The 15,564-nt window shown below is 23.6% G+C and carries 29 protein-coding genes; 21 read left to right on the top strand and 8 right to left on the bottom strand.

The annotated features are described in order from the left end of the window. Positions 1–20: 20 nt before the first annotated feature. From AAHM89_RS01065 to AAHM89_RS01040, 6 genes are all read right to left on the bottom strand, one after another. A complete protein-coding gene (locus AAHM89_RS01065) occupies positions 21–191 on the bottom strand; it encodes a hypothetical protein (protein WP_342266684.1) in 171 nt (56 codons plus the stop codon). 209 nt (positions 192–400) lie between these two features. Continuing rightward, the gene (locus tag AAHM89_RS01060) at positions 401–769 is read right to left on the bottom strand and encodes a hypothetical protein (RefSeq protein ID WP_342266683.1); all 369 of its coding nucleotides are present in this window, start codon (positions 767–769) and stop codon (positions 401–403) included. A gap of 12 nt (positions 770–781) precedes the next feature. Beyond that, positions 782–1,042: a hypothetical protein gene (locus AAHM89_RS01055; RefSeq protein ID WP_338956747.1), complete on the bottom strand. Its 261-nt coding sequence runs from the start codon at positions 1,040–1,042 to the stop codon at positions 782–784. 34 nt (positions 1,043–1,076) lie between these two features. After that, on the bottom strand, positions 1,077–1,226 hold the full coding sequence (locus AAHM89_RS01050; protein ID WP_342266682.1) for a hypothetical protein: 150 nt from the start codon (positions 1,224–1,226) through the stop codon (positions 1,077–1,079). Positions 1,227–1,422: 196 nt separating this feature from the next. Continuing rightward, the gene (locus AAHM89_RS01045; RefSeq protein WP_342266681.1) at positions 1,423–1,833 is read right to left on the bottom strand and encodes a transposase family protein; all 411 of its coding nucleotides are present in this window, start codon (positions 1,831–1,833) and stop codon (positions 1,423–1,425) included. A 19-nt stretch (positions 1,834–1,852) separates the two neighbouring features. Then, positions 1,853–2,275 carry a transposase family protein gene (locus AAHM89_RS01040; RefSeq protein ID WP_339045912.1) on the bottom strand — a complete coding sequence of 141 codons (423 nt, stop codon included), beginning with the start codon at positions 2,273–2,275 and terminating at the stop codon, positions 1,853–1,855. 240 nt (positions 2,276–2,515) lie between these two features. Between AAHM89_RS01040 and AAHM89_RS01035 the strand changes: the two genes are divergently transcribed. From AAHM89_RS01035 to AAHM89_RS00945, 19 genes are all read left to right on the top strand, one after another. Beyond that, the gene (locus AAHM89_RS01035; RefSeq protein WP_342266680.1) at positions 2,516–2,662 is read left to right on the top strand and encodes a hypothetical protein; all 147 of its coding nucleotides are present in this window, start codon (positions 2,516–2,518) and stop codon (positions 2,660–2,662) included. Positions 2,663–2,750: 88 nt separating this feature from the next. Further along, positions 2,751–3,035 carry an HNH endonuclease signature motif containing protein gene (locus AAHM89_RS01030; RefSeq protein WP_252319983.1) on the top strand — a complete coding sequence of 95 codons (285 nt, stop codon included), beginning with the start codon at positions 2,751–2,753 and terminating at the stop codon, positions 3,033–3,035. A 425-nt stretch (positions 3,036–3,460) separates the two neighbouring features. Further along, complete coding sequence (locus AAHM89_RS01025; RefSeq protein WP_342266679.1) at positions 3,461–4,309, top strand: rolling circle replication-associated protein; 849 nt, start codon at positions 3,461–3,463, stop codon at positions 4,307–4,309. 64 nt (positions 4,310–4,373) lie between these two features. Then, on the top strand, positions 4,374–4,841 hold the full coding sequence (locus AAHM89_RS01020) for a hypothetical protein (protein WP_342266678.1): 468 nt from the start codon (positions 4,374–4,376) through the stop codon (positions 4,839–4,841). A gap of 242 nt (positions 4,842–5,083) precedes the next feature. After that, positions 5,084–5,371 (top strand): hypothetical protein, encoded by a 288-nt coding sequence (locus AAHM89_RS01015; protein ID WP_339048937.1) that lies wholly within the window; start codon positions 5,084–5,086, stop codon positions 5,369–5,371. Positions 5,372–5,420: 49 nt separating this feature from the next. After that, positions 5,421–5,615: a hypothetical protein gene (locus AAHM89_RS01010; protein WP_281749008.1), complete on the top strand. Its 195-nt coding sequence runs from the start codon at positions 5,421–5,423 to the stop codon at positions 5,613–5,615. 101 nt (positions 5,616–5,716) lie between these two features. Then, entirely contained in the window at positions 5,717–6,583 is an 867-nt protein-coding gene (locus AAHM89_RS01005) for a hypothetical protein (protein WP_342266677.1), read from the top strand. 2 nt (positions 6,584–6,585) lie between these two features. Continuing rightward, the gene (locus AAHM89_RS01000) at positions 6,586–6,834 is read left to right on the top strand and encodes a hypothetical protein (protein ID WP_338962672.1); all 249 of its coding nucleotides are present in this window, start codon (positions 6,586–6,588) and stop codon (positions 6,832–6,834) included. Further along, positions 6,834–7,067: a hypothetical protein gene (locus tag AAHM89_RS00995; RefSeq protein ID WP_174479931.1), complete on the top strand. Its 234-nt coding sequence runs from the start codon at positions 6,834–6,836 to the stop codon at positions 7,065–7,067. Before AAHM89_RS01000 ends, AAHM89_RS00995 begins: the two co-directional genes overlap by 1 nt. A 1-nt stretch (position 7,068) precedes the next feature. After that, complete coding sequence (locus AAHM89_RS00990) at positions 7,069–7,275, top strand: hypothetical protein (RefSeq protein ID WP_174480862.1); 207 nt, start codon at positions 7,069–7,071, stop codon at positions 7,273–7,275. A 21-nt stretch (positions 7,276–7,296) separates the two neighbouring features. After that, positions 7,297–7,551, top strand: coding sequence for a hypothetical protein (locus AAHM89_RS00985; RefSeq protein WP_174480864.1), 255 nt, complete (start codon positions 7,297–7,299; stop codon positions 7,549–7,551). Between the two features lie 11 nt (positions 7,552–7,562). Then, complete coding sequence (locus tag AAHM89_RS00980) at positions 7,563–7,901, top strand: hypothetical protein (RefSeq protein WP_342266676.1); 339 nt, start codon at positions 7,563–7,565, stop codon at positions 7,899–7,901. 209 nt (positions 7,902–8,110) lie between these two features. Then, positions 8,111–8,302: a hypothetical protein gene (locus tag AAHM89_RS00975; protein WP_342217917.1), complete on the top strand. Its 192-nt coding sequence runs from the start codon at positions 8,111–8,113 to the stop codon at positions 8,300–8,302. A 2-nt stretch (positions 8,303–8,304) separates the two neighbouring features. Then, entirely contained in the window at positions 8,305–9,363 is a 1,059-nt protein-coding gene (locus AAHM89_RS00970; protein ID WP_342266675.1) for a hypothetical protein, read from the top strand. An 11-nt stretch (positions 9,364–9,374) separates the two neighbouring features. Next, positions 9,375–10,277 (top strand): hypothetical protein, encoded by a 903-nt coding sequence (locus tag AAHM89_RS00965; RefSeq protein ID WP_342266674.1) that lies wholly within the window; start codon positions 9,375–9,377, stop codon positions 10,275–10,277. A gap of 182 nt (positions 10,278–10,459) precedes the next feature. Next, on the top strand, positions 10,460–11,314 hold the full coding sequence (locus AAHM89_RS00960; protein WP_342266673.1) for a rolling circle replication-associated protein: 855 nt from the start codon (positions 10,460–10,462) through the stop codon (positions 11,312–11,314). Between the two features lie 53 nt (positions 11,315–11,367). Beyond that, on the top strand, positions 11,368–11,601 hold the full coding sequence (locus AAHM89_RS00955) for a hypothetical protein (RefSeq protein ID WP_342266672.1): 234 nt from the start codon (positions 11,368–11,370) through the stop codon (positions 11,599–11,601). Between the two features lie 276 nt (positions 11,602–11,877). After that, the gene (locus AAHM89_RS00950; RefSeq protein ID WP_342266671.1) at positions 11,878–12,465 is read left to right on the top strand and encodes a hypothetical protein; all 588 of its coding nucleotides are present in this window, start codon (positions 11,878–11,880) and stop codon (positions 12,463–12,465) included. Between the two features lie 74 nt (positions 12,466–12,539). Further along, complete coding sequence (locus AAHM89_RS00945; RefSeq protein ID WP_342266670.1) at positions 12,540–13,283, top strand: DDE-type integrase/transposase/recombinase; 744 nt, start codon at positions 12,540–12,542, stop codon at positions 13,281–13,283. 238 nt (positions 13,284–13,521) lie between these two features. Here AAHM89_RS00945 and AAHM89_RS00940 read toward each other — a convergent pair whose 3' ends face one another. Beyond that, positions 13,522–13,671 (bottom strand): hypothetical protein, encoded by a 150-nt coding sequence (locus AAHM89_RS00940; RefSeq protein WP_342266669.1) that lies wholly within the window; start codon positions 13,669–13,671, stop codon positions 13,522–13,524. Positions 13,672–13,768: 97 nt separating this feature from the next. Here AAHM89_RS00940 and AAHM89_RS00935 point away from each other — a divergent pair, with 97 nt between their 5' ends. Both AAHM89_RS00935 and AAHM89_RS00930 read left to right on the top strand, forming a co-directional pair. Beyond that, a complete protein-coding gene (locus AAHM89_RS00935) occupies positions 13,769–14,107 on the top strand; it encodes a hypothetical protein (RefSeq protein WP_342266668.1) in 339 nt (112 codons plus the stop codon). A 1-nt stretch (position 14,108) separates the two neighbouring features. Then, positions 14,109–14,519 carry a hypothetical protein gene (locus tag AAHM89_RS00930; RefSeq protein WP_342266667.1) on the top strand — a complete coding sequence of 137 codons (411 nt, stop codon included), beginning with the start codon at positions 14,109–14,111 and terminating at the stop codon, positions 14,517–14,519. A 112-nt stretch (positions 14,520–14,631) separates the two neighbouring features. On the opposite strand, the gene AAHM89_RS00925 is transcribed toward AAHM89_RS00930, so the two are convergent. Beyond that, positions 14,632–15,561: a hypothetical protein gene (locus tag AAHM89_RS00925; RefSeq protein ID WP_342266666.1), complete on the bottom strand. Its 930-nt coding sequence runs from the start codon at positions 15,559–15,561 to the stop codon at positions 14,632–14,634. Positions 15,562–15,564 lie beyond the last annotated feature (3 nt).

The raw sequence follows: 15,564 nt of genomic DNA, 5'->3' as shown, positions 1-15,564 counted from the left end.
TTATTTACCAAACAAACATCTTAAAAATCATCATAAACCATAAAATATAATAAATCCAATAAAAACTGCGTTCCATAAACTACCAAATTTCATAAAATAGTAGTAAATTGGTCAACTGGACTTCCTATAAACATAGTTCAATAATCAACTATACATTGATGTATTTTATTGTAAATATCTCAAACACTCATACTTAACACCTACCCAAACAATGACCTAAAAATAAATTTAATACTACGATAAATAAAATTAAAAAATACACCTAATACCAACCAAAAAGTCAAATTAAACAAAATATAAACTTCATCAGTAATATTAGTTTGATTTAAAAATATACCAATATCATTACTAGAAAATATAAAAATTAAATGCAATATACTATTCACAAAATCACTCATAATTAATTACCAACTCCTCAACCACTAGATGTTCCAGTAAATTTATTACCACCAGCACCACCTTTAAACTTACCTTGTTTTTTATTTTTTTCTTTTAATTTATCAATACGTTTACTATGAACCTTAGCAATTTTTTTACCAACAAATTTTGAACCACCTTTAATATTTTTATAACTTTGCTTTACAGTCCCCGATGTAGAAACTGGCTGAATATCAATATTTAAAAAAACTGACATAGCAAACTTTATTAAAAGAATAAAAACAACAAAAGTTCCCAAATTAAAACCTAAATCTGCCATTGGCAAATTTCAAAATTTCATAAAAATTTGTCCAAATAGTTCTAAAACTTTTGAAATAAAAGCAACACCCATAATAAACTAATCCTATATTATTTTTAATAATTTTAAAATTAATGAAAAAGTAAAAAGCACTAAAATAATTGCTAACAATGGTGCTGGCATTGAAACTATTTGTTGTGAACTATCACCAAAAATAAAACTTTTAATAACCAAAGATAAATTATGTAAACCAGAAAAATCAGTAATATAACTTTGCAAAATATTTTGAACAATATTATTTAAAGAAGGTAAAAGTTTACCTAATAAAGGAAAAACAAAAATTATTGCAAAAAATAATTTAATCATAACCATTACCTCCTAAAAATAAATTTAATTTTTTCTATCTAAATCCACGAATAATATGTCCTATGAATTCTTTAATAAATACTAAGACCATCATAAATATTGGAATTAATACCGGTCAATTTGTCATAATTGAGTCACCAGCAAATACTCAATTAAATACATAACGAAAAGATTCTAAGGACATATTCCGTAATTAAATTTAATTAATTGTCAATAAAATTGTTTTAAAACTATTTAGTGTTATTGAATATAGAAATAAATATTTTTTGAAAAAATAGTTTAAAAAATGAGTTTACATTTTAAACAAAAAATTGTTAATAATATTTTTATATTAACTCGATAAAAATTTAAATTTTAAAAAAATATTTTTAATATTTTTTTTATTTTAATGGTTTTATTTTATTAAAAATTTCACAAAGTAAGTTAAATCTTAAGTACATAAGTCTAAATTTAGATTTTCTACATTTATTTACTAAAATTTTGAATCTTTTCAATCAAGCAAAGACATGTTCAACTTTAATTCTAATTTTAGATACAATCTTATTGTATTTTCTTTCTTGTTTAGTTAATTTTTTATTTTTAGTTCTTTTAATTGGTATTATTGTATTTTTATAAATATTTTGTATACCTTGATATCCTAAATCACCAATAATTATTGTTTTTTCTGAAAATTCAAGATTTGAATTTTTTAATATTTGAAAATCATGCACTTTACCATTATCAGCAAAAATATCAACAATTTTTTTATTAAAAAATCATATACAATTTAAAATTTTATAGAATACATTCAACTTTTACCAGAAAAATATTCTAACTGTAGTTTTTTTTAGTTGGTCTTTCAATTTCAATCTCAGTTGAATCAATTAAATAAAATTGAAATTCATTTGAATTTTCTTGTTTTTTATCAATTTTTAATTTATATCTTTCTTTTAAAAATTGGTAATCTTTGTGGTTACTAAGTTTATTTTCTACTCAAGTAATATTTCGAAAACAACTTGATGGGCTCATTTTAGATTTAATACTCATTTGAAAAAAAGTATAATATTCTTTTCAGTATAATAAAGTCATCATTAATCTTTCTTCTACTGAAAGTTTATTTTTTCGACCTTTATTTTTTTCTAATTTTTCTATTTCAATTAATTTTTCTAACATTTCATTAAAATGAAAACGTTTTATACCAAAATATCTGTAAAATTCTTCATTTTTTAATTTTTTTAAATTTTCAAAAATCATTTTTATCAACACTTTTCTAAATTTATTGTTAATAACAAAATTATAAAATAAATTTTAAAATTATTAATTGACTTTTAAAAAATTTAATTACGGAATATGTCTTCATAAAGATTTAGCTTTTAAATTTATTAATTATATAATGCAAAAACAAACACAAGTTGATTTAAGTAGTGAATTTGGTTATACCTCACCTTTACAAGCAGCCATGGATGAAGTTAGTACTAATTTTTCAGCAGAAATTTGAAAGCATGTATATATTCCAAAAAATGGCAATTACCCGATCCATTAGATCCAAGTAAGCATCATGAAGGATATTTTAACGGTTTATATACTCGTAGTTTTGACCCACAAATGCAAACTGCTTATAATAGATTATTAGCACGTTAATAAAATAAATTGTAATATTAAGTTTAAAAAAATATAAAAAAATATTGTAACTTATAGTATAATTTAATACGAAAGGGGTTAATTCATTGTGGCACGTCGTAAAAAGTGAGAAAAAGAAGACAAAGAAAAAATATGAAACTATTCTATTCAAAAAATGGAGAAATATTTTAAAGGATTATCTGAATTTTGAACATTGAATGTGCAAGCTCCTTGTCCGTGGTGTTGCTTGCCAATGATAAAAGGTGCTTATCAAGGTGAACAACCAACTTCAGCATTTGCTTGAAATATTGATCACATTGATGGTGATCCAAATAATAATAGTTTAGAAAATTTACAACCAATGCATGTTGAATGTAATATTAAAAAAAATTAATCATAATTTAAAAATTCAATGAATATTTAATTTAATCATTGAATTTTTAATTTAATTTTTATCTTAATTAAGAAAAATTATTTTGAAAATTATTTTACTATTAGTGTTCTTTTTAATTAAAAATATTCAATCTTTTTTTAAAAAGAATATTGTCTTTTTTTATAATAAGTGTAATATTATTTTTAATTAAGTAACACAATTCAATTAAGTAACACAATTCAATTAAATTAAGTAACACAATTCACCGCAAGATAATTTATTAATTATTTTATTTTTTGTGTTATGATTAGTTTAATTAAGTAACACAATTCAATTAAGTAACACAATTCACCGCAAGATAATTTATTAATTATTTTGTTTTTTATGTTATGATTATTTTGTTATAAAAATATATAAAATTAAAATACAGCGACGGAGTTTTATATATGGAAGAAAATTTTTATATAAAAAAAGTATATTATGGTTCTTATGTAAAAAATATAATTTTACCTATGAGTGCTATATTAAATAATAAACGTAATGAAGTTGGTATTAAAAATTTAGGTATTAATAATAAAAAGTTACGTAATAGTACTATTCGTACTAAAACAAAGTTAATACATAAAGCATATCATAATTTTTATAATTCAAATGTTTTAAGTTTTGTTACTTTAACTTATAAAGATAATATGCAAGATATTAATAAAGCAAAACATGATATTGCTATATTTTTTAAACGTTTGAAACGTTGATGAAATGACCCTAAACGTGCTAAATATTTAGGTGAATTAAAATATATGTATGTTTATGAATATCAAAAACGTGGTGCTATTCATTTTCATATTCTATTTAATAGAAAAATACATAAAAGTATGTTACCTCAATGATGACCATTTGGTTTTAATGATGTAAAATTTGTTCAAAAAGGTACTAATGAAAATATAGTTAAGTATTTAAGTAAATATGTTGTAAAAGTGCAAAATGATATAAAATCTCAAAATCAATATGATTTAGGTGTGCGTGCTTATGCTTTTTCTCGTAATTGCTCTAATCCAAAAGTAATTAAAGGTCAAAAAATAATGTTATATCAACGTTTAATTGATGCTTCTGTTAATGCTTTACATACGCAATTTTTTAAGAAGAAAATTGATAATTTAGGTCATACTATGCTTTTTGGTGGTAGTTTTGATACTACTGTTTTTGGTGATAATTTTAAAGATTATGATGAATATGTTTCAATTGATAGTATTAGGTTTAGGAATGCAATTAAGCGTGTGCCAAGAATTTTACATTAGTGAAATATTTTGATATGATTTTTTAGTAATTAAAAAATTTTTTAGAAAGTGATTAAAATAAAAAATGTTAAGAAAAAAAGATAAAAAAATAAAAAAATATTCTAGAAAAAATATATTAGAATGAATTGAAAAATTATTACAGCATACTAACTATTATTCAAATAGTGAGTGAATAGGAGAAAATAATAAACTTAATGTTTCAAGAGAACAACTTAAAATTATTAATTATATATTTGCAAGTAATTATTTAAAAGTTATTGTTCCTATAAAAATAAATGCTAATAATAATTGGAATCATGAGAGTAATATTAAAGATAATTATGTATATATTAATTCTCCTTATCAGTCTGATATTTTAAACAAAAATTATATTATATTAAGAATTAATGCAATAGGTTTAACTGATAAAGGTTATGACTATATACATAAATATAAAACATTTTTTAAAAATTATATTTCTGTTATATTATCTGTTGTATCATTATTATTATCAATAATGACAATAGTTTTTAAATTATTATTAGTTAATTAATTTTTATTTTTTGTTATAAACTTAGAACAACTTATTAAGAAAATACTTGTATATATATATATATATATATATAATGATTATTGTCATAATAAGAAATAATAATTCCGTCGCTGGTATTATTTTCTTGTTATGATATTTTTTATTGTTTTTTATTTTTTTTATGTTATATTTATTATAGCAAGGGATAACCCTATACTTTGCTAATCATAACCATATTTATGGTTTCAGCGACGGAGGTTAACATGTATTTTTTGTGTCAATTGACAAAAATTAGAAGTAATGAAGTAATTAAAGATGAAAAAAGTGGTAAGTCCAAAAATTATGATGTACTTACTTTTTCGCCATTTTATGTTACTGATAAAGGTATTAAAATATCAACCGGTGAAAAATCTAAGGATAAATGAGTTTTACATGATAGTGAATTATTTACTAAACTTTCTAAAATGAATTTAAGTCTTGGTTCTTATTATGATGTTGAAATAACATGAGAAGCAAAAATTATTGATATACATAATTTAAAAACTAAATAGTTATTTATTATAGGGTAATTGTTAAATAATTATTTAAAGGATTTAAGTTATGTCAAAAATTAATAATTGTGCTTGTCAACAACATTTTCATTTAGCAATGTATGTATGCAAACTTTGTGACCAAGTAATTTGTCCTAAAAGAGTTTTACAAAATTTATATACTGGGAAATATTATTGTCCAAATTGTATATTAAATATTGCTTTGGTTAAACAAAAAGAACAATTACAACAAAAAGAAAATTAAAAATTAAATAAGGGGCATATATATACTTTTTAGTGTATTTTTGCCCCTTACTCTAATTAGTATAAATATGCTCCTTATTAATAAAGTAAGGAGTTTTATTTATGCCTAATGATTTAGAACAAACTAATAATTATACTTTAACTAAAATTTTAAGAACTGGATTAAGTCCATTAAGTGCTATGGTTGGAGTTAGTGCTTATTATGGTCAATATTTAAAAGACCCAATTTTAGGTTCTATTAATTCTTTGTTGTTTAGTAAAAAGTTGGCAATTGATATATGAAATATTAATCAGAGACCAACTATTAGAAATAAAGTTATTAATAGTTATAAAAAGATATTTTTAGGTCTAGGAACAATTGGTTTAATAAATTATGTTAAGTTTGTTCAGTATGTAGATAAGTCAGTTTCTTTATTAAGAGATGAACCTTGTTTTTGACCACCATGCCCTACTGAACCACCACCAAAACCAACGTATCCACCATTTACAACTGTTAAACCGATAATTGATGTTCCTTTTGTAGATTGAGATACTTATATATCTTTAAATAGTTTTGGTATAGCAAATGTTATTAGTGGTTTAACTGAGTTAATACCTAATAGATTTCAAAATATAAGAAAAATAGCGAATATGGCTACTGGTGGATGTTTGATTTCAAGTGGTGTAGCAATGGGTATTAATAACGATTTTAATAATTATTTTGCTATTCCTACGATTATTGCTGGTGCAAGTGAGATTATTAATACTTTACTGTTGCCATTAGGAAATACACATAATAATACAGAATTACAAGAAGTGTTTACTGATGAAAGAGCAAGATTAATTAATGCTAGTGTTAGTAATTATCAAAGTACAGATGATAGTATGGTTGATGTTGATTTAAATGATGATAGTATGTCAGAGATTAATTTAGATAGAGCAAGTTTAAATTGGGATTATTCTTATGCTTATACATTAGGTGGTGTTTAATAATGGAAAATAAAGAAATTAAAAAAAAGTGGTATGACACTCCTAAATTTCATGTTTTTTGTTTTATTGTTGGTTTTTTTTCTATGGTTTGAACTGTTGCTGAAATACATAATATTATAAATGGTAATTTTGATTTTTTTATTGGTTTAGATTTAGGCATTAATATTTTACTTTTTGTTTTAGTAATTTTTTATGAGTTATTTAGTTTAATTGATTTTTTAAAAAAAAGAAAAAAAGGAAGTGATAAATAATGGATTTTAAAGAAATTATAAAATATGCCTTATATATTGGTGGGTTTTGTCTTATACTTTGATTTTGTCGTAATTGAATACATGAGGGTATACAGAAATTCAAACATAAAAAACATGTAAAGGAAAAAGAAAATGACCCTGATTGTACTTTTTGTCGTAAAGATTTTGAAAAGAAGAAACGTAAATTAGAAATGGAAAAACAACAAAAAGAATTAGAGAAAGGGGGTGATTAATATGCCCGCTGGACTATCAGCATTATTAACCATGATAGGTGGTGTTGGACAACAATTATTAAATGCTTTTACTTATATTTTTGGTTGAGTATTTACTACTGGCGATGGTGGAACACTTACAAATTGACCAGTTTTAATTTCAATCGTATTTATGGTTCTTGTATTTATTAAGCAGTTTGTTGGTCATATTATCCATGGAACTCATTAGTAATTAGAAAGGAGTAAGCAAATGGTAAAGTTATTTTTTAGTTTGGTTTTTGTTTTACCATTATTAGGTAGACTTTTACCAGTTGTTAATACTTTGGTACAAACTATTTATATGCAGTATTTAAGTTCTTTTGCTGGATTACATACTGTGACACTTTTTATTAAGTCGTTTTTTTATGATAGTTTATACACTTTACCTTTGCCTATTCTTGCTTTAATAAATGTTAGTTTTGTATTTTATTTAATTTTAGGATTATTTAGATTTACAAGACATTAGGATGTGAAATTATGTTTATACCTTTTATTACAACTGTTATGCAATTATTTGCTTCAATTTTTATGAAGTTTTTTAGTTTTCCACTTGGTGATTTAGGTTTTAATTTAGGTACGTTAATGATATTTTTGATTTTGCTTAGATTTGCATTTAGGGTTATTTTACCTGAGTTGATGTTACCAACATTAGCATTAGGACGTAATGTTAAAACTATTGGTCGTTTTGCTAGTAATGTAAATAATGTTGTTGGTACAAGTATTGCCAAACATCATTTAAGAAAATTGGAACAAAAAGAAGTTAAAGAAAGAATGGAACGACGTGCTAATTACGTAAGACTTAAATATGGTGAATAGTTATGTCTAGTTTTGTTGTTAGTATATTGCATTTTATTTTTATATTTTCTAGTAATGATATTGGTATATTTTTAAATCAAACTAATATTACTGATGAAGTTTATATTTTGTTTAATTTGACTTTTTGATTGGTATTAGGTGTATTTTTTAATTTTATTTATCGTGTTATTAAATTTGTTTTTAGGTCATTGTTTGGGTAGGTGTTAAGTATGAGTGTTTGAGATATTTATAATAAAATACATCAATGTATAGTTGATTATTGAACTATGTTTATAGGTAATCCAGTTGATGATTTTACTACTATTTTATGAAATTTAGTAGTTTATGGAACACAGTTTTTTATTGGATTTGTTTTGTTTTATGGTTCATGGTGAATTTTAAAATGTTTATTTGGTAAATAATTATGTGATTTAAGTTTGTAAAAATATTTTTTGTTGTAAATACTTCTGTTCAAGCACCGACTAGTTTAATTGTTTCAAATGACCCTAATGTTGTTAATTATGATATTACAAAAGAAATGGTTAAACATGTTAAATATCATGATTTTGATGATTGAGCAACAATTCCATGAAATTCTGCTTATTTTGATGTTGACCAACCGGATTTAAAATTAGTAAGTGGTGAATTTATAGGAAATAATGAAGGTTTATATACGTGTTATTATTATAGTGATACAATTGGTGTTCCGTCACAAATGATAGATATGGGAACTGGTGTTTATACTTTTAATAGAAAACAATTAGATGAATTTTCACGTATTATGTTTAATCATAATTATGTTGCAAAGAATAATACTAATAATTTAAATTTTGTTAATACTGGTAAAAGAATTATAAATTTTCAAACACAGTTAAATTTTGAAATTGATAAACCTTTAAGTTTTTATATTCAAGGTTTTATGTTTTATTTTGAATATGAATATTTTAAAACTTTTACTGCTAATTTTGTTTTTAGTTTTTTAGATAATGTTGGTGATACAAAATATGTTTTTAAAGGTAAAGTTGATAATGATATTTATCAGCAAGATTTATATAATTTTGTTACTATGCCTATTCGTGTTCCAAATTTAAGACATTTAACAGTATTTTTTGATGTTCATGGTGAATCAACTAGACCAACTTTTTCACCACAATTAAATTTTGGTCAAATTAATATTTTTTCAAGTGAGAAAGTAACACCAGTTCCACCAAATAGTCCTTTTAACCCTGAGTATGAGCGAGTTAGTTGATATGATGTTTTTGGTCATTTACGTAATGCTTTTAGATGAGTACTTTATGGAGTTGTTGGTAAAGTTTTACCGGTGGAACCATTAAGAGAATTTTTTACTAAACTTGATGGATTATTGAGACGTATTTTTGATGATACTATTAGTTCTGTTTTAAATGTTGATTTTACTAGTGGTTTAGAACAAGTTTTAACATTATGAGTATTTTTAAAAGCAGTTGGATTTTTAGTTGGTTAGGAGTTGAAATAATGCCTTGATATGGTTATTTACTTTTAGGAATTTTATTATTAATAATACTATATCCATTTTTAATAACTAGAAAAAATATAAAGATATTACAACGTGTAGGTAGTTATATTATTTCAGCACCACCACGTACTGGTAAGTCTGCCCTTGCTTGTTGTTTAGCACAAAAACATAAAGGTAGGGTAGTAAGTCCTATTCCTATTAAGGTGCGTAATGAGTATAGTTATCGTTGTTCTTATGATGATGTTTTTAAATTTAATCAATTAAATAGTAATTATGCTTTTAAAGAGAATGATATGCTTGTTTTTGATGAATTAGGTTTAAAAATTAATAGTAATGATTTATCACCCGAATTTAAAGAAACACAAGAAAGTTTAGGAATGTTTTGTAAATTGATAGGTCATAATTTTAATGGAATTATGTATATGATTGAACAACACCCCGATAGAATACCAAAACAAGCACGTGAAAAAGTGGAATATATTGTGCAAGTTAAAAGAATGCGTATTTTGTTATTTTTAGTTAAGTTTAAACTAAATATTTATACTAATGTTGATGATTATAATAAAGTTGTATTGTCTAAAAGACAAACAAAGCGAATAATTAAACGTGGTGGATTACCACCTAGTTATAGTGGTGAAACTATGACTTTTAATTTATGATTTCCTAGGTCTTATTTACAAAGATATAATAGTCGTGCTTTAAATTATATTCATTCTTTAAAGAGTGAATTAAGTACTGTTAAAGACTATGAACAATCACAAGCATTAGATTTTACTGTTGATGATATTAGAGCAGTAGGATTAGATAAATTAGATAATATTTTACAAGATAACAAAAAGGATGTTGTTAAGGTTCGTGGTAAACGTAGTTATGATAAGAATAAAAAGTTTGTTAAGAAGTAAAACGTATATGTATTACCGGAACCAACCAAGAACCTTTGGTTTGGTTGGTTGGGGCGTTTACGCCCTTTGTCTCACTTTTTTAAAGTGAGTGGGGTGTGGGTGCGTAGCACCCAAGGGGCAACGCCCCTATAACTTGTTAATTAATGTATATAAAATTATTAAAAATGGTTGGAGTTTTATATATGCAAGAAAATTTTTATATTAAAAAAGTTTATTATGGTGCTTATGTAAAAAATATAATTTTACCTATGAGTGCTATATTAAATAATAAACGTAATGAAGTTGGTATTAAAAATCTAGGTATTAATGATAAAAAGTTACGTAACAGTACAATTCGTACTAAAACAAAATTAATACATAAAGCGTATCATAATTTTTATAATTCAAAAGTTTTAAGTTTTGTTACTTTAACTTATGCTAATAATATGCAAGATATTAATAAAGCAAAACATGATATTGCTATATTCTTTAAACGTTTAAAGCGTTGATGAGATGACCCTAAGCGTTCTAAATATTTAGGTGAATTAAAATATATGTATGTTTATGAATATCAAAAACGTGGAGCTATTCATTTTCATATATTATTTAATAGAAAAATACATAAAAGTATGTTACCACAATGATGACCATTTGGTTTTAATGATGTAAGAGTTGTTCAAAAAGGTACTAATGAAAATATAGTTAAATATTTAAGCAAATATGTTGTAAAAGTACAAAATGATATAAAATCTCAAAATCAATATGATTTAGGTGTGCGTGCTTATGCTTTTTCTCGTAATTGTTCTAATCCAAAAGTGATTAAAGGTCAAAAAATAATGTTATATCAACGTTTAATTGATGCTTCTGTTAATGCTTTACATACACAATTTTTTAAAAAGAAAATTGATAATTTGGGTCTTACTATACTTTTTGGTGGTAGTTTTGATACTACTGTTTTTGGTGATAATTTTAAAGATTATGAACCATATGTAAGTTTAGAAAGTTTACGATTAAGAAATTATTTAAAAATTAATTTTGGTAAAAGAATTTTACATTAATGAATTTTTATTTTATAATTGTGTTGGAATATTGATTTTAAAGAGGTAATTTTATGAAAAAAATAAATATTGATAAAACAATTTTAAGATTTAGTAATGGAACTAAACTTAATAAAAGAAATGTAAATATAAATTGGTTAGAAAAAATAAGAAATTTTATTGATATTGCATATGAAGATAAAATTAATGGTTATTGATGAATTAAAAAATTTCCATTTATTAACTCAAAGACATTTAATTATAATAAAAATTATGGTTATGATACAAATTTATACCCTGGAAAATAAATATTAAATAGAAAAGTTATATTAAATGAAAAAACTAATAAAAATAATAAAATATGAATAATTTATTTTAGTGATTATGATTTAGGTTATGAATTTTATAATAAATTTTGAAAAAAAGATTATATTAAAATAATTACAGGGATTGATGTTATTAAAATAATTGAATGAATAAATAAATTAGATATTGAACAACAAGAAAAAAATAAAAAAATTTTAATGTTAAAGGCCAATGTTAATCAATTTCGTCTTAATATTAATAAAAAATTTGAATTAAATATGAAAAATTTTTATTTAGTTTCAAATTTGATTAGTTCTTTATCTATTATCTTAAATAAAGAAATAGAAAAAATAAATTTAAGAATTTGAGATTTAGGTAATTCATTAAATTTTATTGATAAATTTGATTTTGAAATAATTGATTTTATAAAAACAACAAGTTCTAGTAGTTTTAAGAAAGTAAATCCTATTCTTTTTAAAGTTAAAACAGTAAGAGATATTTTAGAACAAACTAGTAATTATACTTTAACTAAAATATTAAGAACTGGATTAAGTCCATTAAGTGCTATGGTAGGAGTTAGTGCTTATTATGGTCAATATTTAAAAGACCCAATATTAGGTTCTATTAATTCTTTGTTATTTAGTAAAAAGTTAGGAATTGATATATGGAATATTAATCAAAGACCAACTACTAAAAATAAAGTTATTAATAGTTATAAAAAGATATTTTTAGGTTTAGGAACAATTGGTTTAATAAATTATTCTAAATTTGTTCAGTATGTAGATAAGTCAGTTTCTTTATTAAGAGATGCCACTTGCCACTTGCCACTTAGCCACTTAGCCCTTTTTACTAGACCATTAATTTAAAAAACCTGAATGTATTCTAAAAACAATTGTGTTATATAATTAACACTAATTTTAACCTGAAAGGATTTTTATTAATGGATAAAATTAAACAAATAGCATTAGTAATTAACAAATTAAATATCAAAGAAAAAATTAAAATTATTGATGATTGTAAAAATCAATATTCAATTAGAAACCTATGTCAATATCTTCAATTAAACAGATCAACATATTACTTTTTAAAAAATAAACAAAAACCTATTAAAAAAGAAGAAAATCATATTATTAAATGCAATCATAAATATCAAAAAATATGCCAACTTTTAATCGAATTTCATTCTACAAGAAAAGGCAGAATTTATGGATATTTAAGAATTTTTTCAGCTTTTAAAGAGTGATTAAAACAAGAAAAAAATATCATTTTAAATATAGAATTATCAATAAAACAAATGCGAAAAATTATGAAAGAACACAATATTCAAGGATTAAAACAAACTAAAAATAACTATCCTAAAAACAAAAAAAATCCAAATAAGTGAATACCTACAATGGATAAAGTAAACAAAGATTATAAAAGTACAACCTCTTCAAATCAAATTTGATCAATGGACACTAAACAAATAAATACTAAAGAAGGATGATTATATCTTTTTGTAATTATTGATTTTTATTCAAATAATGTTGTTAGTTATAATATTGCTCCTAATAAATCATATCAGGATTTAATTCTTCCTGCTCTTGAAAAAATCAACAAACAATTTTATTGAAATCAAGTAAAAAATGTTATTTTACATTCAGATAACGCCAACGAATTTTATTGTCAGGATATCACAAAATAAGCAGAGGATAAACAAATAATTTTAAGCAAAAAACAACCTTATGATATTGGTGGTAATGTATTATCTGAAAACTGATTTTCTCATTTATCTCAAGAATGACTACCTAAAGGATCAAATCAATATTTATCCATCAATGAAGCTATAAATGATGTAAATCAATATGTTATGTTTTATAATTATGAAAGAATACATTCTAAATTTCTAAAACCACCAATTTTACAAATTAAAATTTAGAATTTTATATCAAAAATGGTCCAGTAATTAAGGGCCAACCACCAACCACCGATGAACCTTGTTTTTGACCACCATGTCCAACTGAACTACCAATTCCTACTCCAATACCCACACCTAAGCCCGTAATTGATAAGCCTTTTGTAGATTGAGACACTTATATATCTTTAAATAGTTTTGGTATAGCGAATGTTATTAGTGGATTAACTGAATTAATACCTAATAGATTTCAAAATATAAGAAAGATAGCAAATATGGGTACTGGTGGTTGCTTGATTAGTAGTGGTGTTGCTATGGGTATTAATAATGATTTTAATAATTATTTTGCTATTCCTACGATTATTGCCGGAGCAAGTGAGATTATAAATACTCTATTATTACCTTTGGGAAGTACACATAATAATACTGAATTACAAGAAGTATTTACTGATGAAAGAGCAAGATTAATTAATGCTAGTGTTAATGATTATCAAAGTACAGATGACGGTATGGTTGATATTGATTTAAATGATGATAGTATGTCAGAGATTAATTTAGATAGAGCAAGTTTAAATTGGGATTATTCTTATGCTTATACACTAGGTGGTGTTTAAAGTGAAAATATGAATTTTAAAATTTATGGCATTAACTGGATGTATTACATTTAGTATACTTTTAGGATTAGTTCCCAGTATTATAGTTTTAGGAATTGTTGCAATTAAACCATTATCTATTTTAATTGGTATTGTTATAGGTTATGTTAGTATTCCATGAAATAATTTAAAAAATAAAATAACAAACTGAGTTTTTAAGAGAAAAGAAAATAAATTAATTAAGAAAAATGATTTAAAAGTTGAAAGAAAAAGATATCAAAAACAAAAATTAGAAAGAAAATTTGAAAATTTAAATAATCAAGTTAATGGTATTGGTGTTGATATTGCTAAAATTGATAATAATTTTAATAAATTTTTCATTTTATTTTTCTCCTTTAAATTCATTTACTTTCATATAAATTATATAAAATAGAACTCAAGTATATAGGGGCTTTGCCCCTAGTTGCTTCGCAACTCACCCCAGTGGCGTAAACGCCACGGCCAACCAACCAAGGTTCTGGTTGGCTTCGACCAATAATATAGGTTTACTCTATTTTAACATCTTTCTTATTTTTCTTAGAATATTTATTTCTATAATAACAAGTACGGCATACAGTATTTTCAGTTTCTTTCTTTTCAGTCTGTAATATATTATCCAACTTATCTAATCCTACTGCTCTAATATCATCAACAGTAAAATCTAATGCTTGTGATTGTTCATAGTCTTTAACAGTACTTAATTCACTCTTTAAAGAATGAATATAATTTAAAGCACGACTATTATATCTTTGTAAATAAGACCTAGGAAATCATAAACTAAAAGTCATAGTTTCACCACTATAACTAGGTGGTAATCCACCACGTTTAATTATTCGCTTTGTTTGTCTTTTAGACAATACAACTTTATTATAATCATCAACATTAGTATAAATATTTAGTTTAAACTTAACTAAAAATAACAAAATACGCATTCTTTTAACTTGCACAATATATTCCACTTTTTCACGTGCTTGTTTTGGTATTCTATCGGGGTGTTGTTCAATCATATACATAATTCCATTAAAATTATGACCTATTAATTTACAAAACATTCCTAAACTTTCTTGTGTTTCTTTAAATTCGGACGACAAATCATTACTATTAATTTTCAAACCTAACTCATCTAAAATAACCATATCACACTCTTTAAAAGCATAATTACTATTTAATTGATTAAATTTAAAAACATCATCATAAGAACAACGATAACTATACTCATTACGAACTTTAATAGGAATAGGACTTACTACTACTACCCTACCCTTATGTTTTTGTGCTAAACAACAAGCAAGAGCAGATTTACCAGTACGTGGTGGTGCTGAAATAATATAACTACCTACACGTTGTAATATCTTTATATTTTTTCTAGTTATTAAAAATGGATAAAATATTATTAATAATATAACTCCTAAAAGTAAATAACCATATCAAGGCATTAT

Origin of the sequence: Spiroplasma endosymbiont of Villa modesta (assembly GCF_964030925.1) — a bacterium.
In the GTDB taxonomy this organism is placed as follows: Bacteria; Bacillota_I; Bacilli_A; order Mycoplasmatales; family VBWQ01; genus Spiroplasma_E.
The sequence above is the reverse complement of the archived record's forward strand: the minus strand, read 5'-3'. Positions and strand labels throughout refer to the sequence as shown.